Raw genomic sequence first — 21613 nt, forward strand, 5'->3', positions numbered from 1 at the left:
GGACTGTGGACAAACGCAGGGGCCCGATGCGTCATGGGAGGGTGAGGACTGCAATCTTCCGGGGGTCGACCCCCGTGCCCCCGACGTGTACGCGCATTGTTGTAGTCGGCGGCGGTTACGTCGGGATGTACACGGCTCTGCGGCTCCAGAAGAAGCTCAAACCGGAGCTCAAGAGCGGTGCCGTGGAGATCGTTCTGATCACCCCCGACCCGTACATGACCTATCAGCCTTTCCTGCCGGAGGCCGCCGCCGGATCGATCTCGCCGCGCCATGTCGTCGTCGCGCTGCGCCGCGCGCTCGACCTCTGCCAAGTGATCGTCGGCGAGGCGCAGTCCATCGACCACGGCAAGCGCACGGCCACGTACACCACGCTGGCCAGCGAGGAAGAGGGCACGGGCGCCGCCACCCTCACCTACGACGAACTGGTCCTGGCGCCGGGCTCCGTCTCCCGCACGCTCCCGGTCCCCGGGCTCGCCGACTTCGGCATCGGGTTCAAGACCGTCGAGGAGGCCATCGGCCTGCGCAACCACGTCATCGAGCAACTCGACATCGCCTCCTCCACGCGCGACCCGGCGATCCGCGACGCGGCGCTCACCTTCGTCTTCGTAGGAGGCGGGTACGCGGGAGTGGAGGCACTCGGCGAGCTGGAGGACATGGCCCGATACGCGGCGAAGTACTACCACAACGTCAAGGCCGAGGACCTGAAGTGGATCCTCGTCGAGGCCTCGGACCGGATCCTGCCCGAAGTGGGCCCGGAAATGGGCCAGTACACGATCCGCGAACTGCGCGGCCGCAACATCGACGTACGCCTGGAGACCCGGCTGGAATCCTGCGAGCACCGCGTAGCGGTGCTCAGCGACGGCTCACGCTTCCCCACGCGCACGGTCGTGTGGACGGCAGGCGTCAAGCCGAGTCCGCTGCTCGCCGCCACGGACCTGCCGCTGAACGAACGCGGGCGCCTCAAGTGCACCGCCACGCTCGCCGTCGACGGCGCCCCGCACGCGTGGGGAGCCGGCGACGCCGCTGCCGTCCCGGACATCACGGCGCCCGGCAAGGAGTGCGCGCCCAACGCCCAGCACGCGGTACGCCAGGCCAGGACCCTCGGCGACAACATCGCGGCCTCCGTACGTGGCGAACCGCTCACCGACTACGAGCACGCGTACGCGGGTTCGGTGGCCTCGCTCGGCCTCCACAAAGGCGTCGCACACGTCTACGGCCGCAAACTGAAGGGCTACCCTGCCTGGTTCATGCACCGCGTCTACCACCTCAGCAGGGTGCCCACCGTGAACCGCAAGGCCCGCGTCCTGACCGAATGGACGCTCTCCGGTCTGTTCAAGCGAGAGATCGTCTCGCTGGGCTCGCTGGAACAGCCCCGCGCCGAGTTCGAACTCGCGGCCGGAGCGGTCCCTCCTACGGACCCATCTGGGGGACCCTCCCGCGACACCCCGCAAGGGCCTCCGGAAAATCCGAAGGGGTCGCCCTGAGCGCGTTGTTGACGCCCCCGACGGACCACTGATGACCGGAGCGCGGAACTCCCGCCCGCGGACCGGCGTCTGACGATTGTCAGTACGGTCGGCCAGACTGGTCCACGACCCTGGGCGGGCCCCTCGCCCGCCCTCGACCCCACGAGGCTTTTCCCCTGTGAACTTCACGCGCTGGAGCGCCCGGCTCCCCGGAACGCAGCGCCGCGCCGCGGCGCGGGCCGACCACGGCGGACCCCAGCGGCCCGACCACGGCGGACCACCCCAGCGGCCCGACGGCGCGGTCCCCGCTGCCCGCGCCGAGCACCTGTCCGAAGAGGCGCCCGGCGAGGAGGGCGGCGTCGACGAGCTGCCCGTACGCGAGGTCCTCGACCGCATCCCCGCCCTCGTCGCCCTGGTGCACGGCCCCGAGCACCGCATCGCGTACGTCAACGACGCCTACGTAGCGGCCTTTGGCGAGCGCACCGCAGGCGAGCCCGCCCACGAGGCACTGCCCGAGCTCGACGAGCTCAGCCTGCTCCCGTTCCTCGACCAGGTACTGCGCAGCGGCAAGCCCCGCACGGTCAAGTCCCGCAAGACGTCCGGCGGCCGCTCGTACACCGTCACCTGCACCCCGCTGGAGACCGCGGAGGGCCCCGGGGTGCTGATCTTCGCGGCCGACGTCACGGACCACGCGGAGGCGGCGGAGCGCCTGCGCACCAGCGAGCGCGAACAGCGCGAGACGGCGGTCACGCTCCAACGCTCGCTCCTGCCACAGGAGTTGGAGGAGCCGGACGACCTGCGGATCGCGGCCACCTACCAGCCCGGCGGCACCGAGGCCGCGGTCGGCGGCGACTGGTACGACGTCATCACCCTCGGCGGCGGCCGCACGGCCCTGGTGATCGGCGACGTCATGGGCCGCGGCGTCCGGGCGGCGGCCGTCATGGGCCAGCTCCGCACGGCGGTCCGCGCCTACGCGCGCCTGGACCTGCCCCCGCACGAGGTACTCCAACTGCTGGACGGCCTCGCTACGGAGATCGACCCGCAGCAGATCGCCACCTGCGTCTACGCCGTCCACGACCCGAACGAGGGCCGCCTCGTCTACGCCTCCGCGGGCCATCTGCCGATCCTCGTACGCGACGAGAACGGCACGATCCACCGCGGCGACGAGCCCACGGGCCCGCCGCTCGGCACCGGCGGCTGGCTGCACGCCTCGGGCTCGGTGCCGCTCGGCGCCGGATCCACGGCGGTCATGTACACCGACGGCCTGGTGGAGCGGCGCGACGAGGACATCGACGAGGGGGTGGCCGCGCTCGAGAACGCCCTGGCGGGCGCGACCGGCACGCCCCAGGTGGTCTGCGACCGCCTGATCCGCGCGGCCGGAGTCACGGCCGATCACGACGACGACGTCGCGGTCCTGGTCCTCCAGCACCCGGCCCGCAAGGGCACCGACGGCGAGCGCTTCCGCAACGCGGCGCTCGAACTGCTCGGCGGCGTGGAGGCGGCCCCACGCGCGCGTGCCTTCGCGTCCGGCGTCCTCACCAGCTGGCGCTTCGCCGACGAACTCCACGACCTGGGCGTCCTCGCGGCCAGCGAACTCGTCGCCAACTCCCTCCAGCACGGCACCCCGCCCATGCGACTGCGCCTGCGCCGCACGGACCGCCGCCTGATCATCGAGGTGACCGACGGCGACGACCACCTGCCGCGCCGCCGCCGCGCGGAACCGGCGGACGAGGCGGGGCGTGGCATCGCGATCGTCGCCACGATCGCCTCGAACTGGGGCTCGCGGCGCACGCCGGGCGGCGGCAAGGCGGTGTGGTGCGAGTTCGTGCTCCCACCAGGCAAGGCCCAGGGAGCGCCCCCGGCGTGACGCCTCAGCCGGACGGGGCGGTGGCGGGCTCCGGCGAGCTCTGCATCACCACACGGCTGCCGGCGAGCGACGGCTGGTCCTGCACCGGCGTGAGCTGCTTGCCGAGCCGCAGCGCAAGAACGGTGACGGCCAGCGAGAACAGTACGAACGTCACGATGTAGGGACCGTGCAGCGCGGCCCCCATCGGCCCGCCCACGGCAGGCCCGACGGCCAGCGCGAGCTGCTTCACCAGCGCGAAGGCCGAGTTGTACGACCCGACCATCCCGGCCGGAGCGAGATCGGCGACAAGCGGCGCCACGGTCGGCGACAGCATCGCCTCACCGAGGCCGAACAGTGCGTACGTGGAGATGAACGCGGCGGTCGCCATCGCCTGGCTCCCGTGCCCGATCCCCGCGTACCCGGCCGCCAGCCACGCGACGGTCCAGATGAGCCCCACCGCGGCGATCACCCGCGACCGCTTCCTGCGCTCGACGAGCTTGAGCACGGCGAACTGGGCGATCACGATCATCGCCGTGTTGGCGGCGAGCGCGATGCCGAGCGTGGACGCCGAGATCCCGGCCGCCTCGACGCCGTAGGCACTCAGCCCCGACTCGAACTGCCCGTAGCAGGCGAAGAACAGCACGAACCCGAGTACGCACAGCTGCACCATCGCCCGGTGCCCGAGCAGCGCCCGCATGCCGCCCTTGCCCTCGTCCTTCGGCACGGCCTCACCGAGCGCGGGCGCCTGCGGCATCCGCACGGTCAGCACGATCCCGGCGAGCACCAGGAACATCACGGCCTCGATGGAGAAGAGCAGCAGGAAGCTGTCAGGCCTGGTCTCGTCGACGATCTGGCCGCCGATGAGCCCGCCGATGCCGAGCCCCAGGTTCTGCAGGAAGAACTGCGTCGCGAACGAACGGGTGCGCGTCTCCGGCGCGGAGCACCACACGATCATGGTCGCGAGCGCCGGCTGCAGCACCGCCGTCCCGGCACCCAGCACCGCGGCGGCCACGATGGCGGCCGGTTCATACGTGGCGAACCCGAGGCCGACCGCTCCGACGGACGCCACGACCGAGGCCGCGACGAGCACGGGGAGCGGACCGCGCCGGTCGATGGCACGACCGGTGAAGGGCAGGACGACCAGGGCGGCCATGGCGAAGGCGGCCAGCACGATCCCCGCCGCACTGGCCCCGAGTCCCCGGACCTCCGCCACGTACACGTAGAGGAACGGAACCGTGAAGCCGATGCCGAACGCGCTCAGCGCGCTGCCCACCTGAATTCGGCGCATCGCGGCGCCCATCGCCCTGGTCACTTTCACCTGCCCTTTCGCTGATCGGGGCCTTAACCCTGAAGACTTCGAAGCTAAAGTTCGAAGCTAAAGAGTACATACTCAAGGACTTCAACGCCAACCACTCCCGTGCCATACTGCGCGGCATGGCGGACACCCCAGGCGCACCGGCGGCCGAGCCGACGCTCGAAGAGCAGATCGCCGCGTACCAGCGCGAGTTCCAGGCCCTCGACCCCCAGGTCGAGCAGATCGTCTCGGCGCTCGGCAGACTCAACCGCCGCATGAACGTGGCGTACGGACGCCAGACCGCCGAGATAGGGATCAGCAACACGGACTGGGAGGTCCTCAAGGCCCTCGTCCTCTCCGGCGCCCCCTACCGGATGGGCCCCGGCGACCTCGCCAAGCGCCTCGGCCTGACCCCCGCCGCGATGACCCACCGCATCGACCGCATGGTCCAGGAGGGCCTGGTCACCCGCGACCGCGACGAGAACAACCGCGTCCGCGTCATCGTGGAGCTGACCGCGGAGGGCCGCGAGAAGTGGCTGGAGGCGATGCGCCTCGCGTCCGTCTTCGAGGAGGACCTGCTCCAGGACCTCAACCCGAAGGAGCGCAGCGCGCTGGGCGAGGTCCTCACCCGTCTTCTACGCCGTGTGGAAGACGCCCAGCCGGACGCCGGCGGGCGCCTCAACGACCTCGGCTGAAGCCGGGCAGGGGGAGGGTTGACACGGCCTTCCCCGGTCCGTAAGGTACCTCGGGTTGCCACGGGGCCGTAACGGTTCTTCGGCAGCACATCCGCCGCTCAAGCGGCACCCAATCTCAGCACGATCTCCCAACCGGGATTCTATTCGGCGTGCCCGAATTCAATTCCGAACCCCCGATTCGCTCGGGGGCCGGGAATCCGCTAAAGTTTGGAACGTCGGAACGGCCCAACAGCCGGGAAGACAAGCCCCGCTGACTGGGAATCAGGCCCGAAAGGATCTGATAGAGTCGGACTCGCCGGAAAGCCGAAAGGCCGGAAAGCGAAGAGCAAGACCAGCAGGACCCCGAGGAAATCGGCCGGTGAAACGGTCTGATAGAGTCGGAAACACGAAATACCGAAGGGAAGCGCCCGGAGGAAAGCCCGAGAGGGTGAGTACAAAGGAAGCGTCCGTTCCTTGAGAACTCAACAGCGTGCCAAAAATCAACGCCAGATATGTTGATACCCCGTCTCCAGCATCTGCTGGGGCGAGGTTCCTTTGAAAAGTCCTGCAGACCTTAATTGGTCGGCAGGCGCACAGCGAGGACGCTGTGAACGGTCGGATTATTCCTCCGACTGTTCCGCTCTCGTGGTGTCACCCCGATTACGGGGAAACATTCACGGAGAGTTTGATCCTGGCTCAGGACGAACGCTGGCGGCGTGCTTAACACATGCAAGTCGAACGATGAAGCCCTTCGGGGTGGATTAGTGGCGAACGGGTGAGTAACACGTGGGCAATCTGCCCTTCACTCTGGGACAAGCCTTGGAAACGAGGTCTAATACCGGATAACACTCCCATTCTCCTGGATGGGGGTTAAAAGCTCCGGCGGTGAAGGATGAGCCCGCGGCCTATCAGCTTGTTGGTGAGGTAATGGCTCACCAAGGCGACGACGGGTAGCCGGCCTGAGAGGGCGACCGGCCACACTGGGACTGAGACACGGCCCAGACTCCTACGGGAGGCAGCAGTGGGGAATATTGCACAATGGGCGAAAGCCTGATGCAGCGACGCCGCGTGAGGGATGACGGCCTTCGGGTTGTAAACCTCTTTCAGCAGGGAAGAAGCGAAAGTGACGGTACCTGCAGAAGAAGCGCCGGCTAACTACGTGCCAGCAGCCGCGGTAATACGTAGGGCGCAAGCGTTGTCCGGAATTATTGGGCGTAAAGAGCTCGTAGGCGGCTTGTCACGTCGATTGTGAAAGCTCGGGGCTTAACCCCGAGTCTGCAGTCGATACGGGCTAGCTAGAGTGTGGTAGGGGAGATCGGAATTCCTGGTGTAGCGGTGAAATGCGCAGATATCAGGAGGAACACCGGTGGCGAAGGCGGATCTCTGGGCCATTACTGACGCTGAGGAGCGAAAGCGTGGGGAGCGAACAGGATTAGATACCCTGGTAGTCCACGCCGTAAACGGTGGGCACTAGGTGTGGGCAACATTCCACGTTGTCCGCGCCGCAGCTAACGCATTAAGTGCCCCGCCTGGGGAGTACGGCCGCAAGGCTAAAACTCAAAGGAATTGACGGGGGCCCGCACAAGCAGCGGAGCATGTGGCTTAATTCGACGCAACGCGAAGAACCTTACCAAGGCTTGACATACACCGGAAACGTCTGGAGACAGGCGCCCCCTTGTGGTCGGTGTACAGGTGGTGCATGGCTGTCGTCAGCTCGTGTCGTGAGATGTTGGGTTAAGTCCCGCAACGAGCGCAACCCTTGTTCTGTGTTGCCAGCATGCCCTTCGGGGTGATGGGGACTCACAGGAGACCGCCGGGGTCAACTCGGAGGAAGGTGGGGACGACGTCAAGTCATCATGCCCCTTATGTCTTGGGCTGCACACGTGCTACAATGGCCGATACAATGAGCTGCGATACCGCAAGGTGGAGCGAATCTCAAAAAGTCGGTCTCAGTTCGGATTGGGGTCTGCAACTCGACCCCATGAAGTTGGAGTTGCTAGTAATCGCAGATCAGCATTGCTGCGGTGAATACGTTCCCGGGCCTTGTACACACCGCCCGTCACGTCACGAAAGTCGGTAACACCCGAAGCCGGTGGCCCAACCCCTTGTGGGAGGGAGCTGTCGAAGGTGGGACTGGCGATTGGGACGAAGTCGTAACAAGGTAGCCGTACCGGAAGGTGCGGCTGGATCACCTCCTTTCTAAGGAGCACTTCTTACCGAGTCCTTCGGGACGAGGTCAGAGGCCACTACGTCGGCAAACGTTCGACGGTGGTTGCTCATGGGTGGAACGTTGATTATTCGGCACCGTCAGTCATCTCGGGCTGCAAGTACTGCTCTTCGGAGCGTGGAAAGCTGATCACGAGTGGCGAGGGTGTCGGGCACGCTGTTGGGTATCTGAAGGTACGGCCGTAACGGTCGCCTTCAGTGCCGGCCCCGGTAAAAATCCGCTTCGGTGGGTTGTGACGGGTGGTTGGTCGTTGTTTGAGAACTGCACAGTGGACGCGAGCATCTGTGGCCAAGTTTTTAAGGGCGCACGGTGGATGCCTTGGCACCAGGAACCGATGAAGGACGTGGGAGGCCACGATAGTCCCCGGGGAGTCGTCAACCAGGCTTTGATCCGGGGGTTTCCGAATGGGGAAACCCGGCAGTCGTCATGGGCTGTCACCCGCTGCTGAATATATAGGCAGTGTGGAGGGAACGCGGGGAAGTGAAACATCTCAGTACCCGCAGGAAGAGAAAACAACCGTGATTCCGGGAGTAGTGGCGAGCGAAACTGGATGAGGCCAAACCGTATACGTGTGAGACCCGGCAGGGGTTGCGTGTGCGGGGTTGTGGGATCTCTCTTTTACGGTCTGCCGGCCGTGAGACGAGTAAGAAACCGTTGATGTAGGCGAAGGACATGCGAAAGGTCCGGCGTAGAGGGTAAGACCCCCGTAGTCGAAACATTAACGGCTCGTTTGAGAGACACCCAAGTAGCACGGGGCCCGAGAAATCCTGTGTGAATCTGGCGGGACCACCCGTTAAGCCTAAATATTCCCTGGTGACCGATAGCGGATAGTACCGTGAGGGAATGGTGAAAAGTACCGCGGGAGCGGAGTGAAATAGTACCTGAAACCGTGTGCCTACAAGCCGTGGGAGCGTCGCGCATTGAGTTTACTCAATGCGTCGTGACTGCGTGCCTTTTGAAGAATGAGCCTGCGAGTTTGCGGTGTGTTGCGAGGTTAACCCGTGTGGGGAAGCCGTAGCGAAAGCGAGTCCGAATAGGGCGATTTAGTAGCGCGCTCAAGACCCGAAGCGGAGTGATCTAGCCATGGGCAGGTTGAAGCGGAGGTAAGACTTCGTGGAGGACCGAACCCACCAGGGTTGAAAACCTGGGGGATGACCTGTGGTTAGGGGTGAAAGGCCAATCAAACTCCGTGATAGCTGGTTCTCCCCGAAATGCATTTAGGTGCAGCGTCGTGTGTTTCTTGCCGGAGGTAGAGCACTGGATAGGCGATGGGCCCTACCGGGTTACTGACCTTAGCCAAACTCCGAATGCCGGTAAGTGAGAGCACGGCAGTGAGACTGTGGGGGATAAGCTCCATGGTCGAGAGGGAAACAGCCCAGAGCATCGACTAAGGCCCCTAAGCGTACGCTAAGTGGGAAAGGATGTGGAGTCGCAGAGACAACCAGGAGGTTGGCTTAGAAGCAGCCACCCTTGAAAGAGTGCGTAATAGCTCACTGGTCAAGTGATTCCGCGCCGACAATGTAGCGGGGCTCAAGCGTACCGCCGAAGTCGTGTCATTCATACAACAGGGCCAACGCCTGTATGGATGGGTAGGGGAGCGTCGTGTGCCGGGTGAAGCAGCACCGGAAGGTAGTTGTGGACGGTTCACGAGTGAGAATGCAGGCATGAGTAGCGATACACACGTGAGAAACGTGTGCGCCGATTGACTAAGGGTTCCTGGGTCAAGCTGATCTGCCCAGGGTAAGTCGGGACCTAAGGCGAGGCCGACAGGCGTAGTCGATGGATAACCGGTTGATATTCCGGTACCCGCTGTGACGCGAAAGACATCGAATCCAGTGATGCTAAGGCCGTGAAGCCGTTCCGGACCCTTCGGGGAATGGAAAGTGGTGGAGCCGCCGGCCCAAGCTGGTAGTAGGTGAGCGATGGGGTGACGCAGGAAGGTAGTCCAGCCCGGGCGATGGTAGTCCCGGGGTAAGGGTGTAGGGCGCTGTCCAGGTAAATCCGGACAGCTTGTGCCTGAGACCTGATGCCGAGCCGATTGTGGTGAAGTGGATGATCCTATGCTGTCGAGAAAAGCCTCTAGCGAGTTTCATGGCGGCCCGTACCCTAAACCGACTCAGGTGGTCAGGTAGAGAATACCGAGGCGTTCGGGTGAACTATGGTTAAGGAACTCGGCAAAATGCCCCCGTAACTTCGGGAGAAGGGGGGCCATTCCTGGTGATTGGACTTGCTCCATGAGCTGGGGGTGGCCGCAGAGACCAGCGAGAAGCGACTGTTTACTAAAAACACAGGTCCGTGCGAAGCCGTAAGGCGATGTATACGGACTGACGCCTGCCCGGTGCTGGAACGTTAAGGGGACCGGTTAGTCACATTTCGGTGTGGCGAAGCTGAGAACTTAAGCGCCAGTAAACGGCGGTGGTAACTATAACCATCCTAAGGTAGCGAAATTCCTTGTCGGGTAAGTTCCGACCTGCACGAATGGCGTAACGACTTCTCGACTGTCTCAACCATAGGCCCGGTGAAATTGCACTACGAGTAAAGATGCTCGTTTCGCGCAGAAGGACGGAAAGACCCCGGGACCTTTACTATAGTTTGATATTGGTGTTCGGTTCGGCTTGTGTAGGATAGGTGGGAGACTTTGAAGCGGCCACGCCAGTGGTTGTGGAGTCGTCGTTGAAATACCACTCTGGTCGTGCTGGATGTCTAACCTGGGTCCGTGATCCGGATCAGGGACAGTGTCTGATGGGTAGTTTAACTGGGGCGGTTGCCTCCCAAAGAGTAACGGAGGCGCCCAAAGGTTCCCTCAGCCTGGTTGGTAATCAGGTGTTGAGTGTAAGTGCACAAGGGAGCTTGACTGTGAGACCGACGGGTCGAGCAGGGACGAAAGTCGGGACTAGTGATCCGGCGGTGGCTTGTGGAAGCGCCGTCGCTCAACGGATAAAAGGTACCCCGGGGATAACAGGCTGATCTTCCCCAAGAGTCCATATCGACGGGATGGTTTGGCACCTCGATGTCGGCTCGTCGCATCCTGGGGCTGGAGTCGGTCCCAAGGGTTGGGCTGTTCGCCCATTAAAGCGGTACGCGAGCTGGGTTTAGAACGTCGTGAGACAGTTCGGTCCCTATCCTCTGTGCGCGTAGGAATATTGAGAAGGGCTGTCCCTAGTACGAGAGGACCGGGACGGACGAACCTCTGGTGTGCCAGTTGTCCTGCCAAGGGCATGGCTGGTTGGCTACGTTCGGAAAGGATAACCGCTGAAAGCATCTAAGCGGGAAGCCTGCTTCGAGATGAGTATTCCCACCCCCTTTGAGGGGTTAAGGCTCCCAGTAGACGACTGGGTTGATAGGCCGGATCTGGAAGCACCGCAAGGTGTGGAGGTGACCGGTACTAATAGGCCGAGGGCTTGTCCTCAGTTGCTCGCGTCCACTGTGTTGGTTCTGAAACCACGAACAACCCCGTATGTCGGGCCACGACTACGGTGCGGTTGACAGTTTCATAGTGTTTCGGTGGTCATAGCGTGAGGGAAACGCCCGGTTACATTCCGAACCCGGAAGCTAAGCCTCACAGCGCCGATGGTACTGCAGGGGGGACCCTGTGGGAGAGTAGGACGCCGCCGAACTATTTTTGAAGAAAAGCCCCGGACCGGGATACGGTCCGGGGCTTTTCTGCGTTTAGGGTCAATGCGCGTTATGCGGGCTCCACCAGTTTCGCGTCGTATGCCACGATCACCGCCTGCACTCTGTCCCGTGCCCCCGTCTTCGCCAGAATGCGGGAGACATGGGTTTTCACCGTCGATTCCGCGAGGTGCAGACGTTCGGCGACCTCGGCGTTGCTCCAGCCCTGGGCGATGACCGTGAGGATCTCGCGTTCGCGGTCCGTGAGGGAGGCGATGCGTGGATCGGCGGCCGGGGGAGTGCCCGCGGTGGCCGGGAGGTGGTGGACGTACGCGTCCAGGAGGCGGCGGGTCAGGCTGGGGGCGACGATCGCGTCGCCGGCGGCCACCGCGCGGATGCCTGCCAGGAGTTCCTCGGGGAGCGCGTCCTTGATGAGGAAGCCGGAGGCGCCGGCCCGCAGGCCCGCGTATGCGTACTCGTCCATGTCGAACGTGGTGAGAATGAGGATGCGCGGGCCCTCGGGGCCCGAGGCGGTGATGCGGCGCGTGGCCTCGATGCCGTCCATGCCGGGCATGCGGATGTCCATCAGGACCACGTCGGGGGCGAGCTCGGCCGCGAGGCGGACCGCCTCCGTGCCCGTGCCCGCCTCGCCCGCGACCCGTAGGTCGTCCTGGCTCTCCAGGAGCATGCGGAAGCCGAAGCGCTGCATGGGCTGGTCGTCGACGATGAGGACGGTCGTCACGCAGTGGGCCCTTCCGGGATCGGGATGCGGAGGTGTACCCGCCAGCCGCCGGCCGGTCGTGGTCCGGTCTCAAGTGTGCCTCGGTAGAGGGCCGTTCGCTCTCTCATGCCCGCAATGCCGCGGCCGGTTCCGTGGTCGTCGGTGCGGGGGTCGTCTGTGCGTGCGCCGCGGCCGGTGTCCGTGATGGTCACGGTCACCGCGTCGGTCGCGTACGAGACGAGCAGTTCGGAGGTCGCCGATGGGCCGCCGTGTTTCAGGGTGTTGGTGAGGGCCTCCTGGACCACCCGGTACACCGTGAGTTCCAGGCCCGCGGGCAGCGGTATCGGTTCGCCCTCGACCTTCCTGAGGACGGGGAGTCCTGCCGAACGTACGCCTTCGATCAGGGAGTCGAGGTCGTCGAGTGCGGGTGCCGGGGTCAGCTCCGCCGCGGGCGAGGGGGCTTCCTCGCCCAGTACGTCGAGGAGGCGGCGGAGTTCCGTGAGGGCATTGCGGCTGGTGGTGGCGATGGCGGTGAGGGCCTGGCCCGCGCGTTCCGGGTTGCGGGCGGCAGCGTACGAGCCGCCGTCGGCGAGGCCGGTGATGACCGAGAGGTTGTGGCCGATGATGTCGTGCATCTCGCGGGCGATACGGGTGCGTTCGGCCGCGGCGGCGAGCTGGGCCTGCTGGTCGCGCTCGATCTCGAGACGGTGGGCGTGCTCGACGAGCGAGGCGAGATGCTCCTTGCGGGAGCGGACTGCGATGCCGAGCAGCGCGGTGAGGGCGAAGCCCCAGGTCGCCGGGCCGAAGGAGCCGTCCCAGGCCGCGAGCGGATAGCGCAGGGCGCCGGGGACCAGGGGGACGAGGACGATCAGGGCGGCGGGGGCGAGCTGCTTGAGCGGGCGGAGCACGGCCAGGTTGAACACCGCGATGAGCTGGGCGAAGTGGGCCTGGAGGATGGCGCCCGTCCAGCCGTTGGCGAGCGCGAAGGGCGCGGTCGCGAGGAGGACGGCCATGGGGTGGCGGCGGCGCCAGTAGAGCGGCACGGAGAAGCCCAGGCTGAGGACGAGGAGCTGCCAGTCCGGCACGTTCAGGTTCTGGGCGATCATGCGCCAGCCGCTGCTCGCGTAGTCCGTGAGGGCGGCGCCCACCCAGAACAGCGTGACGACGAGGTCCCACACCCACGGCCTGCGCCTGTCGAAGGCGCGGATGTGCTGGAGGAGTTGCTGCAGCGGGCGGGTGGACGAGAGGGTGCCCGCGGCGCGGGCACCCTCTGTCTGCTGATCGGTCACGGGATCATCCTCCGGCACGCCGGGTCATACGTCCCGCCGCTTGAGGAAGAGCGCGGCGACGGTGACCGAGCCGACCGCCCACAGCACCAGGGCGATCAGGGACGCGGTCGGCGAGGGTGCTCCCGCGATGGGGTCGAGGGCGCCCACGTTGCCCGCGGCCTGGACCGGGAAGTACTCGATCGCGGTGTCCACAGCGTCCACCGGGATCATGGAGATGACCTCCGGGAGGATCATGACGCCGCCGACGAAGGCCGAGATGCCGCCCGCGACCGAGCGGAGCACGGCTCCGAGCCCGAGGGCGAAGACCGACAGGGCCGTGATCCCGGCGGCCACTCCCGCGACGGCGGTGAGGACGCCCGGATCGGTGAGGGCAGCCTCCTGGTCGGTCCCGGCCAGGAAGGCCTGGCTCAGCGGGTAGGCGATCAGGCAGGTCGCCAGTGTCAGCGGGAAGACGATGGCCGCGAGGACGGCGGCCTTCGACCACAGGACCGGGGCCCGCTTGGGCACCGCGGTGAGCGAGGCCCGGATCATCCCGCTTGTGTATTCGCCCGCGATCATCAGGACACCCAGGACCGGCAGGGCGATCTGGGCGATCTGGGCGCCGGCCAGGCCGATCCCGACCGGATCGACGAACTTCCGGTTTCCCGTGTCGTAGTTGGCGGAGACCAGCAGTCCGAGGCCGACGACCAGGACCGTCGAGGAGAGCAGGGTGATCCAAGTGGAGCGGACCGTCCAGAACTTGTGCCACTCGGAGCGCAGCACGCGCGCCGGCGTCACGGCGTAAGAGGACGTGGTGCTGGTGGGGCGGGCGATCGTGGCGGTGCTCATGCTGCGTGTCCCTTCACGGAGGCGTTGTACTCGACGAAATCCCGGGTCAGGTCCATGAAGGCCTGCTCCAACGACGCGGCGCGCGGGGTGAGTTCGAACAGCGGGATGCCGTGGGCGGCGGCGGTGCGGCCGATGTGCTCGGCGTCCGTGCCGCGCACCTCCAGCGTTCCGGGGCTGTCGCTGGTCACCGTCACCGACGGGCCGGCCAGACGCGCGGCGAGTTCGGTCGCCGAGGGCGTGACCACCTTGATGGCTCCGGCGCCTGCCTCCCGTACGAAGGAGTCCACCGTCGTGTCCGTGAGCAGCCTGCCGCGGCCGATGATGACCAAGTGGTCGGCCGTCAGGGCCATCTCGCTCATCAGGTGCGAGGAGACCAGGACCGTACGGCCCTCTGCGGCAAGGGACTTGAGGAGGGTGCGGATCCAGAGGACGCCCTCGGGGTCGAGGCCGTTGACCGGTTCGTCCAGGACGATCGTGGCCGGGTCGCCCAGGAGCGCCGCCGCGATGCCGAGGCGCTGGCCCATGCCGAGGGAGAAGCCCTTGACCCGCTTGTCCGCCACCTCGGTGAGGCCCGCGAGGTCGAGGACCGTCTCGACGCGGGAGCGCGGGATGCCGTGCGTGAGGGCGAGCGACGTGAGGTGGTGGAAGGCGGTGCGGCCGGGGTGGACGGCCTTCGCCTCCAGGAGCGCGCCGACCTCGGTGAGCGGGGCCGGGTGGGTGGCGTAGGCGCGGCCGCCGATCGTGGCGCGGCCTGCGGTCGGGGTGTCCAGGCCGAGCAGCATGCGCATGGTCGTGGACTTGCCTGCGCCGTTGGGGCCGAGGAAGCCGGTGACCGTGCCGGGCTCGACCGTGAAGGTGAGGTCCTCGACGACGGTCTTTCCGGACTTGCCGCCGTAGCGTTTTGTGAGGCCGTGGGCTCGGATCGTCATGTGAGTACGGTGCCGTGGGCGGGGCCGCGCGGGCGTCGGACCGGGGCATCGGGCTGCGGAAATGCCGTAGTACCGGGGGACTAGGGGCCCTTAGGGTGCGGATGTATGGACTACGTGATCAGACCCGTTCGGGCCGACGAATGGCGTGCCACGAGGGAGCTGCGGCTCGCGGCGCTGCGGGATCCGGCGGCGCCGCTCGCGTATCTGGAGACGTACGAGGACGCGTTGGCTCAGCCGGACGAGTTCTGGCGGGGGCGGGCCGAGCGGGCGGCGCACGGTACGACGGCGCTGCAGTTCGTCGCGGAGGCCGGCTTCGTCGCGGAGGCCGGCGAGGGCGGACGCTGGGACGGCAGCGTGGTGGTGCTCGTGGAGGAGGCGGGCGCCGTGGACTTCTTCGGGGAGGCCGTCGAGCGGCGGCAGGCGCAGCTCGTCGCGGTGTTCGTACGGCCCGAGGCGCGGGGGAGCGGGGTGGCGGACGCCCTGTTCTCCGCAGCGGTGGAGTGGGCGTTCGGGCTCGACGGTGTGACGCGGGTGCGGTTGTACGTCCATGAGGACAATCAGCGGGCCGAGGGGTTCTACCGGAAGTTCGGCTTCGTCCACACGGGAGGGGCCGTCCCGCATCCGGGCGACCCCTCCAAGGTGGAGCGCGAGATGGAGCTCAAGCGGCTTTAGCCGTACGGGTGTTCCGTCCGGGCCGTGCGCAGGGCGTGGGCCCACCAGGCGAGTTGGTCGAGCATGACCTTGGCGGCGCCGGCCGCGCCCTGCTCGTCGTGGGCCGGTCCCTCCTCGGCGAAGAGGCCGCCGTGGGCCTGGTGGAAGCTGACGCCGTCGCGGATCGTCGTGCAGTGCAACTCGGCGAAGACCAGGCGGAGTTGTTCCACGGCGCGGAGGCCGCCGCCCACGCCGCCGTACGAGACGAAGCCGACCGGCTTGGCCTTCCACTCGTCGCGGTGCAGGTCGATGAAGTGCTTCAGGTGGGCCGGGAAGCTGTGGTTGTACTCGGGGGTGATCACCACGTAGGCGTCTGCGGCGTCCACGCGGGCCGCCAACTCGGTCTGGGCCGGGGTTGGTTTGTGGCCCCAGCCGGGGTGGGTTCCGGGGAGGTCCAGGTCGGTCAGGTCGATGACGTCGAAGTGGGTTTCGGGGGTGTGGCGTTCGGCCTGGGACGTGAACCAGGTGCTGACGGTGGGGGCGAGGCGGCCGTCGCGGGTGGATCCGACAATTACGCCCACTCGGAGCGGGGTGGTGGTTGCGGGCGTGGTTGTGGTCGTGGGCATGGTGCGGTCCTCCGTGGTTGGGGTGGTCAGGTTGACGTGGTGTGGGTCGTCGTTTCGTTGCGCTCAGTCGGGGGCTGTGCCCACCCGTCCCGCCGTGCGGGACGCCTGCCCACAGCGGGGGCGGGATGGCTGTCCGCAGTGGGGGCGGGGCGCGTGCTCACAGCGGGGGCGGAAGGGCTGTCCGTAGCGGGGGCGGGGTGCGTGCTCACAGCCGTCAGTAGCCTGTAGGCCAGTGCGGCCAGGGCCGTTAGCAAGGCCGTTGTCGACCAGAGCGTCACCCGCCACGCCTCTGTGAATTCATGGGTGTGGCCGCCCGTGCCCGCCGTGATCCTTGCTGCCAGGGGCGCCGAGCCCACCCGGGGTTCGAGGGATGCGAGGAGGAGGGCGCCGAAGATCGTGAGCATGATGGCGCCCGTGCCGCCGCGGACCGTGTTGAGGAAGCCGGAGGCCATGCCGACCTCGGACGGGGCGACCATCGACATGGCCTGGGCGTCGATGATGCCGAGGGAGAGGCCCTGGCCCGCGCCGATGGTGAGCAGTGGGCCCGCCAGCGATGTCACCGGGATGCCCGGGTGGAGCGTGGTGAGCCACGCGTTGCCCGCCGCCAGCAGGAGCAGGGACAGGACCAGGATGTGGCGGGCCGGCACGCCCCGGTTGACCAGGCGGGCGCCGAGCGGGGGCAGGGCCAGGATCTGCACCGTCATCAGCAGCAGCGTGAGGCCGGCCGCGCGGGCCGTCGTGCCGTTCGCGCCCTGGAGGTAGGTCGGCAGGTAGGCGAGGACGCCGGTGGTGCCCGCGCCGAGCCCGAAGGAGCCGACCGCCCAGCCGAGGAACGCCGGGTTGCGGGCGAGCCGCAGGTCGAGGATCGGGCGGCCGTTGCCGGTGCGGACGAGGCGCCGTTCGACGCGTACGAAGGTGAGGAGCAGCGCGAGGGACAGGGCCGCGGGAACGAGGGTCGGCGCCGCCGCCCAGCCGGACTTGGAGCCCTGCGTGATCGCGTAGAGGGCCAGGGCGAGGCCGGCGATGAAGGTGGCCGCGCCCGCCTTGTCGACGCGCGGGCTCGTGTCCGCCCGGGACTCCGGCATCAGGCGGGTGCCGACGACGATGACCGCGCCCACGGCGACGTACGACAGGAAGGTGGCGCGCCAGCCGACCGCGTCCACGAGCCAGCCGGAGAACGTCGGGCCGAAGGCGAGGCCGAGGCCCGCCGTGGTGCCGAGCGAGGCGAAGACGCGGGTGCGGGCGGGGCCCGTGAAGGTCGCGGCGAGCAGCGAGCTGCCGCTGGCCATGACGCCCGCGGCGCCGATGCCGGACAGGATCCGGGCCGCGTCGAGGAGCAGGATGTTCGGGGCGAGGGCCGAGGCGAGGGTGCCCGCCGTGTAGAGCGTGGCGCCCGCCGTGAGGATCCGGCGGCGGCCGTGGAGATCGCCGAGCGAGCCCGCGACCAGCATGAACGAGGACGCGGCGAGGAAGTAGCCGACGACCACCCACTGCAACGCGGCGCCCGTGGCGTCCAGGTCGGCGCCGATGCGCGGGAGCGCGACCGTGGTGCCGGACATGGCCATCGGCAGGGTGAGCATGCCGAGGAGCACGACGAGGAGAGTGAACGTGGAGCGGCTGCCGCCGACTTCGCGGGCCGCCGAAGCCTGGGATTCGGTTGCCATGCCGGTAAAGTACAACCGTGGTTGTAAGAAGTGCAACAGTCGTTGTACCTAGGTCTCTGTGTCTAGGCTGGACGAGCACGGCGGAGGGCGGAGTGGCATGACACAGGAGTCGGGGCGTATCCCGCGCAAGGGCACGGTCGAGAAGCGGCAGGCGCTGATGCGCGGGGCGCGGACGGTCTTCGGTCGCGAGGGGTACGCGCGCGCGGGTATCGACGAGATCGCCGCCGAGGCGGGCGTCTCCACGCGCACGCTCTACAACCACTTCGGTGGCAAGGAGAATCTTTTTCGTGAGGTCCTCATCGACAGTGCCAAGAATGTGACGGCTGCTCATGTTGCCTTGATCGAGCGGCACTTGGGCAAGGTGGCGGACGTCGAGAAGGATCTGCTCGCGCTCGCCCGGGAGTGGATGGGACGGCGCGGCGACCACGAGCCGCACATGCTTCTCGTACGGCACATCATCTCGGAGGGCTCGCATCTGCCCGCCGACGTCATCGAGGAGTGGCAGCGGATCGGCCCGCGGGGGACGGCGGAAGCGGTGCGCGCGGCGCTGCTCCGGCTCGGTGAGCAGGGGCACCTGGCGGTCGACGAGGCCAACTCCGCGGAGGCCGGGCGGCACTTCCTGCTGCTGATCCCCGGGTCCGTCACGGTGGATACGTTCTTCGGGGTGGTGCCGATGTCCGACGCCGAGGTCGACGCCCGTGTGTCCAGTGGGCTCGGGGTGTTTTTGAAGCTGTACGGCCGGTAGGGCCTAACCGAGCGGGAGTTCCGCGTCCGGCCAGCGGGTGCGGCCCTGTTCCCTGGACCGGAGCAGGGCCAGGGTGACCAGACCCTGGTCCGCTCCCGTGGCCAGCAGCTCCGGCAGTTGGGGAAGCGGAGCCACCGCCGCGACGTCGTCGAGGACGAGCGTCATTGGTGGGTCGAGCCGGCCGGCAGGTGACCGTGCGGCCACGCGGCGGCCGTGCTCGACCACGCTCGAGGCGAGGGCCGTGAGCAGGGGCATCGCACCGGGCTGCCCCTTCGGGTCCTCGATGGGTTCACCGACCACATAAAGCGTGCCCCCTTCGTTGACGAAGGAATCCAGAGTGAGCGCATCCGTTCGGTTGGGCGTGCACGCCTCACGGATGTGTACGGAGAAGAGGGAGGACAGTGCGCGGGCCGTCAACTCCTGTGCCATGTCGCGGCGTTCGGGGTGCGAGGTGAGCGCCGCCTCGAGTTCGCCCGCGGTGCCCGCGGCCGCCTTCGGGTTCGTACGGAGGATGCGTACGGCGTCCTGGACCTGGGTGCCCTGGGCCCAGCGGTGGACGTGGCGAAACGGTTTGCCGTCGACGGCGGCGGCGTGCAGGTAGCTGCGCAGCAGGGTGGTCGCGGCCTCGGCGAGCGCCGAGTCCAGTTTGGCCGTGGGCCTTATCGGGGCGAGCAGGGCGGTGGCGCGGGCCGCCGCGGTCTCCTTGTCGGTGCAGCCGGCGGCCGGGTTCCAGTGCATGCGGGCGGGGGTGTCGCAGCGGTGGGTGGGGTCGTAGAGGAGGACGGGGCCGAGTTTGGCGCGGGCGTCCTTGGTCTCCGACCAGACGTCCGCGGACGACGTGATCACGAGGACGGGGCCTTCGGCGTCCTGGATGGCTTCTATGGCGAGGGGGTGGCGGGCGGCCGGCGGGCCGAGGTGGACGGGTCCGCGTTGGGCCGGTACGGGTGTGGTTGCGGGAGGCGTGGTTGACGTCTCGGGGCTCTGCCCCGGGCCCCGCTCCTCAATCGCCGGAGGGGCTGAAAGATCGGGGCTCTGCCCCGGGCCCCGCCCCTCAATCGCCGGCGGGGCTGAAAGATCGGGGCTCTGCCCCGGGCCCCGCTCCTCAATCGCCGGCGGGGCTGAAAGATCGGGGCTCTGCCCCGGACCCCGCTGGCTCTCGTCCAAGTGCGGGGCTTGAATGGGCTGAGTGCGACGCTTCTTCCGGACCGCACGCCACCGCGCCACCGTTCCCGCCACGAACACCGCCAGGACGACCAGGATCATCAGCTGGCCGATGAACAGGCCCCAGAAGAGGCCGTAGCCGGACAGTTCGGCGGCGGGGGTGCCGGGCCAGGCGCCGGGGATGTCGTGCGGGCGGGTGATCAACGAGCGCATGGCCAGCGGCGTGTTCGCGAACGTCACGGACGTCGGCCACGCGCCCTTCGTGAAGAGGCCCGCGAGGCCCGTCGCCGTCCACGCCAGGATCGTCATGCCAAGGAGGAACGCCAGGACCCCGACCAGCAGCCCGTCGGGCACACCGCCCCGGCCGCGCCCCTCCCGGTCGTCCCGGTGGTAACTCCGCTCCATCCGGTGCCCCCGCTCGTCCCGCATTCCTGTCATGCCACCGTTCATGCCACCGTGGACTCGGAGCCGCCCAGGCGCTGCTCCACGAACGCGGCCGCCCGTTCCTCGGCCTCCAGCTCGGCCGCCTCCAGGGCCTCGTCCACGAACTGCTCGGCGGACGATTCCGTCATGGCGCGGTCGGTGAACACCAGTGGGCGTTCGGTCTCGGTGACCAGGTGTTTGACCACCTGTACGTTGCCGTTGACGTCCCAGACGGCGATGCCGGGGGAGAGCGTCGGGATGATCTCGACGGCCCAGCGGGGCAGTCCGAGCACCCGGCCCGTGGCTCTCGCCTCGTCCGCCTTCTGGGCGTAGATCGTCCTCGTGGAAGCCATCTTCAGGATCGCCGCCGCTTCCTTGGCGGCCGCGCCGTCGACCACGTCGCTCAGGTGGTGGACGACCGCCACGAAGGACAGGCCGAGGCGGCGGCCGAACTTCAGCAGCCGCTGGAAGAGTTGGGCCACGAAGGGGCTGTTGATGATGTGCCAGGCCTCCTCGACCAGGAAGATGCGCTTCTTCCGGTCGGGGCGGATCCAGGTGTGCTCCAGCCACACGCCCACGATCGCCATCAGGATCGGCATCGCGATCGAGTTCCGGTCGATGTGGGACAGGTCGAAGACGATCAGCGGGGCGTCGAGGTCGATGCCGACCGTCGTCGGGCCGTCGAACATGCCGCGCAGGTCGCCGTCGACGAGCCGGTCGATGACGAGCGCCACGTCGAGGCCCCAGGCCCGGACGTCCTCGAGGGCCACGTTCATGGCCTCCGCCGACTCCGGTTCCGGGTGGCGGAGCTGCTCGACGATGTCGGGCAGGACCGGCTGCCGGTCGACGATCGTCTCGTTCACGTACGCGTGCGCGACCTTCAGCGCGAAGCCGGAGCGCTCGTCGAGGCCGTGCCCGAGCGCGACCTCGATGATGGTGCGCAGCAGCGCCAGCTGGCCCGTCGAAGTGATCGCCGGGTCCAGCGGGTTGAGCCGGATCCCCATGTCCAGGGCGGCCGTCGGGTCGAGCCGGATGGGAGTTATGCCCAGCTCTTCGGCGATGAGGTTCCACTCGCCGACGCCGTCCTCGCCCTGTGCGTCGAGGACGACGACCTGACGGTCCTTGAACCTCAACTGCCGTAGTACGTACGTCTTCTCCAGCGCCGACTTGCCGTTGCCGGACTCGCCGAGCACCAGCCAGTGGGGGGCCGGGAGCTGCTGACCGTAGAGCTGGAAGGGGTCGTAGATGTAGCCCTTGCCGGAGTACACCTCGCGGCCGATGATCACCCCGGAGTCGCCGAGGCCCGGCGCGGCCGTCGGCAGATAGACGGCCTGTGCCTGCCCCGTCGACGTACGCACCGGAAGCCGGGTCGTCTCCACCTTCCCGAACAGGAACGCGGTGAAGGCATCGGTGAGAGCGGTCAGCGGATCCCGCATAGTGCAGCGCCTACCTTCCGGCCG

At 67.4% G+C, this 21613-nt stretch carries 14 protein-coding genes and 3 rRNA genes; 8 read left to right on the top strand and 9 right to left on the bottom strand.

Translation table 11 applies throughout. The annotated features are described in order from the left end of the window. The first annotated feature begins 26 nt into the window (after nucleotides 1–26). Together OHA73_RS23650 and OHA73_RS23655 are read left to right on the top strand one after the other, a co-directional pair. Complete coding sequence (locus OHA73_RS23650; protein ID WP_443063116.1) at nucleotides 27–1484, top strand: NAD(P)/FAD-dependent oxidoreductase; 1458 nt, start codon at nucleotides 27–29, stop codon at nucleotides 1482–1484. A gap of 157 nt (nucleotides 1485–1641) precedes the next feature. Beyond that, nucleotides 1642–3330 (top strand): ATP-binding SpoIIE family protein phosphatase, encoded by a 1689-nt coding sequence (locus tag OHA73_RS23655; protein ID WP_266712412.1) that lies wholly within the window; start codon nucleotides 1642–1644, stop codon nucleotides 3328–3330. Between the two features lie 4 nt (nucleotides 3331–3334). Here the strand turns inward: OHA73_RS23655 and OHA73_RS23660 are convergent, their stop codons facing one another. Then, nucleotides 3335–4609 (bottom strand): MFS transporter, encoded by a 1275-nt coding sequence (locus OHA73_RS23660; RefSeq protein WP_327658511.1) that lies wholly within the window; start codon nucleotides 4607–4609, stop codon nucleotides 3335–3337. 134 nt (nucleotides 4610–4743) lie between these two features. Here OHA73_RS23660 and OHA73_RS23665 point away from each other — a divergent pair, with 134 nt between their 5' ends. From OHA73_RS23665 to rrf, 4 genes are all read left to right on the top strand, one after another. Then, nucleotides 4744–5298, top strand: coding sequence for a MarR family winged helix-turn-helix transcriptional regulator (locus OHA73_RS23665; RefSeq protein ID WP_266712414.1), 555 nt, complete (start codon nucleotides 4744–4746; stop codon nucleotides 5296–5298). Nucleotides 5299–5950: 652 nt separating this feature from the next. Continuing rightward, nucleotides 5951–7476: ribosomal RNA gene (locus OHA73_RS23670) — 16S ribosomal RNA — on the top strand. A gap of 314 nt (nucleotides 7477–7790) precedes the next feature. Next, nucleotides 7791–10913 (top strand): 23S ribosomal RNA (locus tag OHA73_RS23675). A 91-nt stretch (nucleotides 10914–11004) separates the two neighbouring features. Then, a 5S ribosomal RNA gene (rrf, locus tag OHA73_RS23680) occupies nucleotides 11005–11121 on the top strand. The 16S, 23S and 5S rRNA genes sit together here, the layout of an rRNA operon. 68 nt (nucleotides 11122–11189) lie before the next feature. Here the strand turns inward: rrf and OHA73_RS23685 are convergent. The 4 genes from OHA73_RS23685 to OHA73_RS23700 are packed head-to-tail and all read right to left on the bottom strand — an operon-like array spanning nucleotide 11190 to nucleotide 14883. Further along, entirely contained in the window at nucleotides 11190–11858 is a 669-nt protein-coding gene (locus tag OHA73_RS23685; protein ID WP_266712416.1) for a response regulator, read from the bottom strand. Then, the gene (locus OHA73_RS23690; protein ID WP_327656059.1) at nucleotides 11855–13126 is read right to left on the bottom strand and encodes a sensor histidine kinase; all 1272 of its coding nucleotides are present in this window, start codon (nucleotides 13124–13126) and stop codon (nucleotides 11855–11857) included. Before OHA73_RS23690 ends, OHA73_RS23685 begins: the two co-directional genes overlap by 4 nt. Before the next feature lie 24 nt (nucleotides 13127–13150). Then, entirely contained in the window at nucleotides 13151–13954 is an 804-nt protein-coding gene (locus tag OHA73_RS23695) for an ABC transporter permease subunit (RefSeq protein ID WP_266712420.1), read from the bottom strand. Beyond that, on the bottom strand, nucleotides 13951–14883 hold the full coding sequence (locus OHA73_RS23700) for an ATP-binding cassette domain-containing protein (protein WP_327656060.1): 933 nt from the start codon (nucleotides 14881–14883) through the stop codon (nucleotides 13951–13953). Before OHA73_RS23700 ends, OHA73_RS23695 begins: the two co-directional genes overlap by 4 nt. Before the next feature lie 105 nt (nucleotides 14884–14988). Between OHA73_RS23700 and OHA73_RS23705 the strand changes: the two genes are divergently transcribed. Further along, nucleotides 14989–15555: a GNAT family N-acetyltransferase gene (locus OHA73_RS23705; RefSeq protein WP_327656061.1), complete on the top strand. Its 567-nt coding sequence runs from the start codon at nucleotides 14989–14991 to the stop codon at nucleotides 15553–15555. Here OHA73_RS23705 and OHA73_RS23710 read toward each other — a convergent pair. Further along, nucleotides 15552–16160 (bottom strand): NADPH-dependent FMN reductase, encoded by a 609-nt coding sequence (locus OHA73_RS23710; protein ID WP_327656062.1) that lies wholly within the window; start codon nucleotides 16158–16160, stop codon nucleotides 15552–15554. The two genes, OHA73_RS23705 and OHA73_RS23710, sit on opposite strands and share 4 nt — an antisense overlap. 26 nt (nucleotides 16161–16186) lie before the next feature. Beyond that, nucleotides 16187–17824 (bottom strand): MFS transporter, encoded by a 1638-nt coding sequence (locus OHA73_RS23715; protein WP_327656063.1) that lies wholly within the window; start codon nucleotides 17822–17824, stop codon nucleotides 16187–16189. Nucleotides 17825–17921: 97 nt separating this feature from the next. Between OHA73_RS23715 and OHA73_RS23720 the strand changes: the two genes are divergently transcribed. Continuing rightward, complete coding sequence (locus OHA73_RS23720; protein ID WP_327656064.1) at nucleotides 17922–18569, top strand: TetR/AcrR family transcriptional regulator; 648 nt, start codon at nucleotides 17922–17924, stop codon at nucleotides 18567–18569. Nucleotides 18570–18572: 3 nt separating this feature from the next. Here OHA73_RS23720 and OHA73_RS23725 read toward each other — a convergent pair whose 3' ends face one another. Both OHA73_RS23725 and OHA73_RS23730 read right to left on the bottom strand, forming a co-directional pair. Next, on the bottom strand, nucleotides 18573–20135 hold the full coding sequence (locus OHA73_RS23725) for a type IV secretory system conjugative DNA transfer family protein (protein WP_327658512.1): 1563 nt from the start codon (nucleotides 20133–20135) through the stop codon (nucleotides 18573–18575). A gap of 41 nt (nucleotides 20136–20176) precedes the next feature. Continuing rightward, nucleotides 20177–21589 (bottom strand): ATP-binding protein, encoded by a 1413-nt coding sequence (locus OHA73_RS23730; RefSeq protein ID WP_266712432.1) that lies wholly within the window; start codon nucleotides 21587–21589, stop codon nucleotides 20177–20179. Nucleotides 21590–21613: the final 24 nt, after the last annotated feature.

Origin of the sequence: Streptomyces sp. NBC_00483, assembly GCF_036013745.1 — a bacterium.
Lineage (GTDB): Bacteria > Actinomycetota > Actinomycetes > Streptomycetales > Streptomycetaceae > Streptomyces.